This is a genomic window from Erysipelothrix urinaevulpis (genome assembly GCF_009828835.1).
GTDB classification, from domain to species: domain Bacteria; phylum Bacillota_I; class Bacilli_A; order Erysipelotrichales; family Erysipelotrichaceae; genus Erysipelothrix; species Erysipelothrix urinaevulpis.
Genome location: NZ_WTTB01000009.1, coordinates 24,030 through 33,157 on the forward strand (window position 1 = coordinate 24,030; position 9,128 = coordinate 33,157).

General features: G+C 35.3%; 9 protein-coding genes and 1 tRNA gene. 3 read left to right on the top strand and 7 right to left on the bottom strand.

What is annotated here, in order from left to right:
- Positions 1-20: 20 nt before the first annotated feature.
- Together dgt and GVV10_RS08755 are read right to left on the bottom strand one after the other, a co-directional pair.
- A complete protein-coding gene (dgt, locus tag GVV10_RS08750; RefSeq protein ID WP_159521762.1) occupies positions 21-1,490 on the bottom strand; it encodes a dGTP triphosphohydrolase in 1,470 nt (489 codons plus the stop codon).
- Positions 1,491-1,510: 20 nt separating this feature from the next.
- Complete coding sequence (locus tag GVV10_RS08755) at positions 1,511-2,263, bottom strand: IclR family transcriptional regulator (RefSeq protein WP_159521764.1); 753 nt, start codon at positions 2,261-2,263, stop codon at positions 1,511-1,513.
- Between the two features lie 185 nt (positions 2,264-2,448).
- On the opposite strand from GVV10_RS08755, the gene GVV10_RS08760 reads away from it, so the two are divergent.
- Both GVV10_RS08760 and GVV10_RS09505 read left to right on the top strand, forming a co-directional pair.
- Complete coding sequence (locus GVV10_RS08760; RefSeq protein ID WP_159521766.1) at positions 2,449-3,390, top strand: L-lactate dehydrogenase; 942 nt, start codon at positions 2,449-2,451, stop codon at positions 3,388-3,390.
- A gap of 2 nt (positions 3,391-3,392) precedes the next feature.
- Positions 3,393-4,739 carry a YjiH family protein gene (locus GVV10_RS09505; protein WP_159521768.1) on the top strand — a complete coding sequence of 449 codons (1,347 nt, stop codon included), beginning with the start codon at positions 3,393-3,395 and terminating at the stop codon, positions 4,737-4,739.
- 42 nt (positions 4,740-4,781) lie between these two features.
- On the opposite strand, the gene GVV10_RS08770 is transcribed toward GVV10_RS09505, so the two are convergent.
- The 3 genes from GVV10_RS08770 to GVV10_RS08780 all read right to left on the bottom strand — a co-directional run bounded on the left by GVV10_RS08770 (position 4,782) and on the right by GVV10_RS08780 (position 6,414).
- Positions 4,782-4,857, bottom strand: a tRNA-Arg gene (locus tag GVV10_RS08770).
- 31 nt (positions 4,858-4,888) lie between these two features.
- On the bottom strand, positions 4,889-6,058 hold the full coding sequence (locus tag GVV10_RS08775) for an acetyl-CoA C-acetyltransferase (protein ID WP_159521770.1): 1,170 nt from the start codon (positions 6,056-6,058) through the stop codon (positions 4,889-4,891).
- Positions 6,059-6,159: 101 nt separating this feature from the next.
- Complete coding sequence (locus GVV10_RS08780; RefSeq protein WP_159521772.1) at positions 6,160-6,414, bottom strand: hypothetical protein; 255 nt, start codon at positions 6,412-6,414, stop codon at positions 6,160-6,162.
- A gap of 155 nt (positions 6,415-6,569) precedes the next feature.
- Between GVV10_RS08780 and GVV10_RS08785 the strand changes: the two genes are divergently transcribed.
- Positions 6,570-7,016 carry a Dps family protein gene (locus tag GVV10_RS08785; RefSeq protein WP_159521774.1) on the top strand — a complete coding sequence of 149 codons (447 nt, stop codon included), beginning with the start codon at positions 6,570-6,572 and terminating at the stop codon, positions 7,014-7,016.
- Positions 7,017-7,047: 31 nt separating this feature from the next.
- Here GVV10_RS08785 and GVV10_RS08790 read toward each other — a convergent pair whose 3' ends face one another.
- Positions 7,048-7,524, bottom strand: a complete 477-nt coding sequence (locus tag GVV10_RS08790) for a nucleoside 2-deoxyribosyltransferase (RefSeq protein WP_159521776.1) — start codon at positions 7,522-7,524, stop codon at positions 7,048-7,050.
- A gap of 1 nt (position 7,525) precedes the next feature.
- Positions 7,526-8,950, bottom strand: coding sequence for a 6-phospho-beta-glucosidase (locus GVV10_RS08795; RefSeq protein WP_159521778.1), 1,425 nt, complete (start codon positions 8,948-8,950; stop codon positions 7,526-7,528).
- Positions 8,951-9,128: the final 178 nt, after the last annotated feature.

Genomic DNA, 9,128 nt, shown 5'->3' on the forward strand with positions numbered 1-9,128 from the left:
GAGTTAAATCGCTTGTATTTTTATATCCCTGACCCAAGTCCTGTGACAATTCGTCGCTTTTCATAGGCAAAACGATCCGTCATACTCGATACATAGTCCAAGACACATAGAATTCGTAAATAAAGATTATATTGTTCATCACTTGTTTTTTCACTTTCATAAACATTTAAATATTCTTTAGGAATCAATTTTATTAATTTAGTTTGATAATACGTCGGTTTTAAATCGACATACTGACCATCTGTATTGGTAACTTTAATATTCGAATCATAGGCAATCATTGCATCAACAAACAAATCTAATAGATCATACATACAAGCTTTTGCTGCTACTTCCAAATCTAAGACACTATCATTATCATAGATTTTTTCTTGTGTTAATTTCTTCGCGAACATAAAGAAATTCTTACCATAACAGTGCTCTGTTAATTCATATTTAGAAACATTGCCTGAAATAATATCGTTGAAATCTTCCGCAAATTGATGAGCAACGTGTTTCATGAGTAAGATTCGGACATCGTAAAGCCACAAACGAACCAGTTCTAACGCAACACTCTCGTCCGCAACTGCGTCATCAAAGAAATCCATAAAGGATTCATAAATTCTAAAATCATACTTGTTATCAAGATCTAGATATTCTCTAAGATAATGACGGATGTCAAACACTGTTATGACTCGTTTATTTAATGCATCTTCTATATCGGCAGTTCGATAGGCTATATCATCTGCTGCTTCTAGGATATACGTAACCACATGGCGAGGGTTTTTACTTTGAGTTTCACTAACAATTTGTTTAAAAAGATCTTTTTCTGCATAATTGTAGCCAAACTTTACAAGATTATTCTCTTTCGCTGTTTGAGAATCATAGGGATATTTAATCATTGAATGAGTGAGTGATTTAACTAAATTCATTCCTTGTGCACCGCTTGAAGGATGTGAACGCAAAACAACTCTTAATCCTTGGACATTCCCATCATAATTTAAAAAATCTTCGTATAAAGGATAGTCCACTGTCGTGGAATTGATGTAATTCATCAAGCGTATTTTTTGTAGATCTTTATCAATATGAATGACTTTTCGACGATTTTCTTCAAACCAATTACGAATGCATTCTTCACCAAAATGACCAAAAGGTGGATTGCCAATATCATGGATCAAACCAACGGTTTTTGTCAATTCAACAAAGCGCTCTGCATCTTTATCACTCCAGTCATATAAGGACGGTTGTGTTTTATTCAGATAAATTAGCGAATATCTCGCAATTTGTTCAGCAATAATGGATACCTCGTAAGAATGGGTTAGACGTGTTCTAACAAAATCCCCGCGGCTTAAGGGAAAAACTTGAGTTTTGTCTTGAAGTCGTCTAAATTCAGGACTCATAATGATCGTGTTATAGTCCATTTGAATCTCACTTAATACAATATCATCTTCTGAGGGCCCCACCAGCGATTGCTTTATCCCAATTCTTTTTACTGTAAAATATGATTTCATTAAAGACCACCTACCTTTATCTATTGTACTTGATTTTTGATTGTTTGGTTGATTTCTTGAGCTGCCGCTCGTAATGCTTTCGCTAAGTTATTCATTTGTTTATATCTTAATCGTGATGTTGGTCCTGAGATACTCAACGCAGCGATCACCTTATCGTCATGATCCAAGATACATGTGGCAATGCAAGATAAACCGTATTCATATTCTTCATTGTCATAAGCTAAACGCTTGTCTAAAATTTCTTGTTTCTCCTCTAAATATGCCTGTTTACTTGTAATTGTGTTTATAGTCCTTTGTTTAAACTCATTTGAAAAGTAACTTGCTAACGCATCATCATCAAATTCACTCAAGAATATCTTACCCATTCCCGAACAATTTAATGGCGAATTCACAGATAGTGTCGGTTGAAGTGCATAAAATTCACCCTCCTCAAAGTGTATGACAATCACTTCTTGATCAACAAGTACACCAAGATTAAGGGTTTCTCCTGTTTTTTTAGCAAATTCTTTCATTGGTTTACGTGCAAGATTGATGAGTAAATTGTGATGATTGATACCGCGTGCATATTTGTACATGCCATAGCCTAATGTATAACGTTCCTGGTCATCTTGATCTACTATCCCACGACTCGCCAACGTTTTAAGAATTCGATGTGTCGTTGTTTTCGCAAGCCCAAGATTACTGGAAATTTCACCCACTCCCATTTTCTCATGTGCTTCTAAAAGATCAATAACATCAAAGGCATTCTCTATTGTTTTTATTGTGTCACTCATTATGTACCTCCATTTAACTAATTTATACAATTTGCTAAGTATTTCACATACATCTCTTGTAAACATCTTCTTTCTTCAATATATCATAAATTTCATGCCTATTTAATAAACTTGGTGTTTTCTAAACAAATATTCATGTTATTTTAATTTGGAACGGTGTTCCGTTATATAGGAGGAAAGAAAGAATGTCAAAAATTTCTATTATTGGTGCAGGCGCTGTTGGGGCTGCAACTGCATTTGCTTTATCACAAGAATCATGGATCAATGAAATCACATTAATCGATATCAACGAACAAAAAGCAAAGGGTGAAGCTTTAGATATCATGCATGGTATACCCTTAAGTCATTCAATTAATGTTTCAAGTGGTGATTATTCCCAAAGTAACGATTCAGATGTCGTTATCATTACTGTTGGTGTTCCTGAAGTGGTGGGTGAATCACGTTTAATTCCACTTCAAAAAAACACAGCTATTTTAGAATCAATTATTCCACAAATATTAGCCTACAGTCCAAATACTACTTTATTAGTTGTCAGCAACCCTGTTGATTTATTAACATACATTACTTACCAAGTGTCTGGATTACCTAAAGAACGAGTCATTGGATTAGGAACAATGCTTGATACATCCCGTCTTCGTTACCTATTATCAAGAGATTTTAAGGTGTCAGCAGAAAACATTTCTAGTCAAGTTGTAGGAGAACACGGAGATTCACAAGTCGTGTTATGGTCAAAAACAAGCATAGCTGGTCTATCAATTCAAGACTATGCAAAACTCAATAATATTCAATTAGCATCTGATTACTTTACAAACCTTGAAGACGAAGTAAGACAAACTGCATTTGATGTTTGGGAAATGAAAGGTCCGAATGCCTACTGTGTTGCGACAGCAATATCCAAAGTAACAAAAGCAATCATTCGAAATGAAAACCTTATTTTACCAGTTTCAAGTTTAACGAAAACTGACGATGGTGAAGATATTTATATAAGTTTACCCACTCTCATCAACCGCTCTGGAGCTCAAACACACTTAAATATACCCATGAATAACGATGAAAGTAAAAAACTTAATCACTCAAAAACCATGTTAAAAGAACTCGCTAATCAGATTAAATTTGGAGGACAATAAGAATGCAAGAAAAAAGATCAGTTCGTAATTCAATCGTATTTATCGGAGGAACACTTTTAGGAATATTACTCGTTCTAATTCCATTCAATTTTAATGGAACTGTGGATACCGTACTTTTTTATTACCTAAAGTTATTGATTAATCAATTTAATGCACAGTTAAGATTTATCATTATGGTATTGATGATTTTAAGTGCTGTGGGCTCTCTCTATGATGCAATTGTAAAGCCTAAATTTATACGCAACAATAAAATACTTAAAAATATTCTATCAACATCACCTTTTTATATTGTTAATCGTTTTCTAGGTGCACTCATTTGTGTTTTAGTTTATTTTAAGATTGGACCCGAATTCATCATTTCAGCCGATACAGGCTCTAGTATGTTTGGCCTTGCAACACAATTGTCAGTTCTTGTTCCATTCATGTTGTTATTACAGACTTTTATTTTAGAATGTGGTGCCATGGAATTCTTGGGAGAACTTATCGGATTTGTTGTTAAACCGATTTTTAAAATATCAGAAATGGGCGCGGTCAGTATCATTAGCGCTTGGGTAGGACCGGGTAATGCCGCAATATTAGCAACACAAAATCTCTTTGAAGAAGGTTATTATACCGTTAAAGAAGCCGCTATTATCGGTTCACAATTTTCAACATCAAGTGTTGGATGGATTGTATTAGTTAGCTCTGTCTTTGGTATCATGGATCATTTTGTTCCGCTTTTCCTTGTCATTACACTCGTTGGTGTTATTGTCGCAATGGTTGGTGTAAGAATCCCACCCATATCAAACTACCCTGATACATATGTTGATGGTAGCACCACATCCCCTGTCGTAAAAGAAGAAAATGTTAATCAATCAAAATTAACCTATGCTTACAACCAAGCATTAAAAAGAGCTGACAAAGTTACTTTAAAAAACTTTACAAGCAAAATTAATAACATGCTATTCTATGTCATGTGGTTACAACCCATTATTGTATGCTGGGGAACCCTTGCTCTCATTACCTCAATTTATACACCAATTCTACAATGGATTTCTTACCCAATTGAATTGATATTAAATGCAGCGAATATTTCAGAGCCTGCAGCAAGTGCCAGTGCGATTATGTCAGGATTCGCTGATAATTATCTACCTGTTATCCTTGGAAAAGATATTGTCAGTGTTGAAAGTCGTTTTATAATTGCTGCCATGAGTATTCTTCAAATTGTCTTCATGTCAGAAATCGCATCTTTATTAACATCAACAAAGGTTGTGAAAAGCTTTAAAGATGTGTTGATGGTCTTTATCGTTAGAACTTTCATTGCTTTACCCTTCGTTATTTTATGCGTTAAGCTATTAGGCTTAAGTTAAATACAATAAAAGAGCTCCACAGAGCTCTTTTTCTTTTCTATATGGCACGCCCGACAGGAATCGAACCTGCAGCCTTTTGAACCGGAATCAAACGCGCTATCCGTTGCGCCACGGGCGTAAACTCAATATATGTATTTTACCACACTATATTAAGGTTTTTCTATTAAAATCGTAATTCCTTGTCCACCACCGATACACAAGGTCGCTAAACCTTTATGTTTATCTTGTTTTATGAGTTCATGAACAAGTGACACAACAACTCTTGACCCACTTGCACCGATTGGATGACCTAATGCTATGGCACCACCATTCACGTTAACTTTGTTGATATCAACGTCAAATTCTTCAATAACCGCTAAGGCTTGCGCTGAGAATGATTCATTAATTTCAATTAAATCTATGTCTTCCATGCTCCATTTAGCTTTTTCTAAAGCTTTCTTTGTTGCTGGGATTGGTCCTAGCCCCATCCATTCAGGTTCAACACCTGCCGTTCCAAATGACACTATTTTTGCTAATACAGGAAGTTCTAATTCTTTTGCTTTCTCTGCGCTCATCAAAATAACTGCTGCTGCTCCATCATTAATTCCAGAAGCATTACCAGCTGTGACTAAACCATCTTTTTTAAATACAGGTTTTAAACGTTCTAGTTTCTCTTTTGTCATACCAAATCTGGGATGTTCATCATGATCTATAATTGTATTATCATTGAGTTTTACAGGTATTATTTCATCTGTAAACCGTCCACTTTTGATTGCTTTTTCTGCCCTACTTTGGCTAATTAGCGCGTAATCATCTAAATCATGACGAGTTAGCCCAAACTTATCCGCAAGCTTCTCAGCAGTTAGTCCCATATGTTGATGAGAAAATGCATCCGTTAATCCATCATGAATAATTGTATCAACAACTTCCTTATTTCCCATACGTAACCCGGTTCGTGCATGTGGTAGAAGGTAAGGAGCTTGACTCATGCTTTCTGTTCCTCCAGCTACGACAATTTCTGCATCCCCAAGTAAAATTGATTGGGCTCCAAGATGAATTGCTTTAAGGCCTGACCCACACACTTTATTAACGGTATAGGAAGGCACTGTCACTGGAATATTTGCTTTTATTGCAATCTGTCTTGCTGGATTTTGTCCAAGACCAGCTTGGAGTACATTTCCGATGACTACTTCATCAATCTTATTTTTATCAAGGTTTATTTTTTCAATAGCAGAACGAACCGCAATCTCCCCCAAATCAACTGCGCTGAGTTTAGCAAATGACCCATTGAATGTTGCGATAGGGGTCCGAACAGCCGATACTATGACTACTTCTCTCATTCGTATTCCTCCTTAAGATATGCTTCCTAATCATAATACCATACAAACCATCGAGAAATATTAGAAAACTTCACACAATTACCCCACAAAAAAAGAAGACTTTAGTCTTCTTTGTGTATTGAGTAGTCAACAACATCTTTCGCTATTGTTGCTTTAGTTGGATGATCTTCATCTCTCACAATTAAAATCTTCTTTCCATCCAAAGCTTCATCTCCGTACTTTTCTTTGAGATAAGCCATGGCGTCTTTCTCTTTAAATTTATCTTGGATAATATCTTTTTCCAAGACTTTCTTTAAGACATACGCTGTTCCTACTGCAATTGCTGATACTGCTAGTACTTTGTTGATTGTTTTCATAATAGCCTCCTTACTACTCTTAATATTAAAATTATAACACATCTTGACAGTTTGTAAAAATAAATCTCTCAATTATTGTTTACACTCATCCTCCTTGCTTTTATTTAAAACATAAAGTGCTATAATAATATTATAGAAGGAGGACTATAATCAATATGACTAGTGTTAATAACTTGTATGAAGAAATGAATACGTTCCTAGCGGATCAAATTGTTTTAGGTATGAAAATCCATAACTTCCATTGGTTTATTAAAGGTGATGGTTTTTTCCCAATTCATGAGAAACTAGATGAATATTATGAGGCTTCCGAAGAACGAATCGATGAGATTGCAGAGCGTTTGCTTGTAATCGGAGCAAAACCCGTTCCTAATTTAAAAGAAGTTCTTGCAAAAACATCCATTAAAGAACTTGATGCAAATTGGATTACAGCGAAAGAAGGCTTCGAGAAACTAATTGTTGATTTTGAGCATATGAATCAGCTCGCACTTCGTTTAGTTAAATTAGCTGAAGCGGTTGAAGATCCAGGTACAGCTGATTATTTCACCGCCGTATCCCAAGAACTAGGCAAAAACCTTTGGATGTTCAAGGCATATATTAAGTAATTAAAAAGCAAACTTTGAAAAGTTTGCTTTTTTAAATGTATTTTTTTATTGCAGAAATTAAATTCTCCTCATTCGCTACGAGTTCACCATTTAGTTTACAAAGCCCTACTGTATAAAGGTTCACATATGAGAACTGAGATTCCCCTAATTCTGACAATGCACTTAACTTCTCCTGGTTATCAAATCCTTGTTGCCTTGAATCACTATACAAGCCAATAATTGGAATGCCCGCTTGATAAGCAACACCAATTTCACTTGCCACTCCTGCATCAATACTAATTCCATCAAGAACTGCAATCAGTAAATCTGATGCTAATAGAGCATCCGTATCTATCTTCGCAATCATCATAGAATTTGCATAGGCATTCTTGTCGTTAATTTCCCCTTGTTCCTGAGGCAAATAGACCTCAAGATTCGGATACACAGTTCTAATTTTTTCCACGACCATTTGATTATAGTTAAGTTCCATTGTAGAAAACAGTGGACTTGCAAAGTATATTTTTTTCATATTACGATAAATCCTCTCCATTTGTTTCAATCACTTTTTTATACCAATAAAAAGATTTCTTAGCTTTTCTTTGATAGGTTCCTCGCCCTTGATCATCCCTATCAACATAAATAAATCCATAACGTTTGCTCATTTCTCCTGTTGAAGCACTGACCAAATCAATGGGTCCCCAGGTAGTATATCCTATAACATCAACACCATCAATATTAATAGCATCACGCATTGCCTCAATATGATCTCGAAGATAATTGATTCGATAATCATCCTCCACATAGAAGTTTTCATCAGGGTGGTCAATTGCTCCTAATCCATTTTCTACTACAAAGAGAGGCTTTTGGTAACGATCATATAATTCATTCAGTGTTATTCTAAAGCCTAAGGGATCAATTTGCCATCCCCATTCACTTTCCTCAAGATAAGGATTTTTAACTGCGTTGAACATATTGCCACTTGATTTTTTAAGTTCCTTGTCTGTTGTTGCGACTTTTGACATATAATAGGAAAATGAAATGAAATCAACTGTATTCTCTTTTAATAATTTTTCATCTCCCTCTTCCATAACGATTGATAATCCTTCACGATCAAATTCTTTTAACGCATAGGATGGATAGTAGCCTCGTGATTGGACATCGATAAAGAAATAATTTTGGCGATCCATCTGTTTTGCTTCCCAAACATCTTTTGGATTAGAGGTTAAAGGATAAGTTGACCCAGCCGCAAGCATACAACCTATTTTTATGTCTGGATTAATTTCTTTCGCTATTTTACTCGCTGTTGCACTTGCAATCAACTCATGGTGAATTGCTTGATATTTAACTGACTTTTCATCATCGCCCTCATGCAATTCTAATCCTGCACCCATAAAAGGAGCATGTAAAATTATATTGATCTCATTAAATGTCAACCAGTATTTCACCAGTCCATCGAATCGAGTAAACAACGTCCTGACCAGTCTTTCATAAAATGTTATCAATTTTCTATTTCGCCAACCACCATATTCCTTGATTAAATGCATAGGGCAATCAAAGTGAGTAATCGTAACCAGTGGTTCAATGTTATATTTTTGGCATTCTCTAAATATATTTTCATAGAATTGTAATCCTTTTTCATTAGGCTGATGTTCATCCCCTTTGGGATAAATCCTTGACCAAGCAATTGACATTCTAAATGTTTTAAAACCCATCTTCGCAAAAAGAGCGATGTCTTCTTGGTAATTTTCATAAAATCGAATACCTTCTTGTGCTGGATAATAAACATTCTCTTCAAATCCCTCAACAATTTTCTTACCGGTCGCAACCTTCCAACGATCCTCACCATACGGAATAACATCAACATTAGCTAAACCGCGTCCATCGACATTGTACGCACCTTCGCATTGGTTTGCTGCAGTTGCACCACCCCATAAAAAACCTTTTGGAAATTTCATGATAAGCCTCCTTTATCTATCTTTATAATAACACTATTCTAGCAATAATTTAGTCAAGTCCATAATCTTGTGTAAAATTCATTATGTCAGCAAGTGGATCTAACCAATCCACTTTTTTGTTGATTCAGTAAAACTAATATACTGTCTTGAACTCGATTGCCAATCTTCATGAATATCT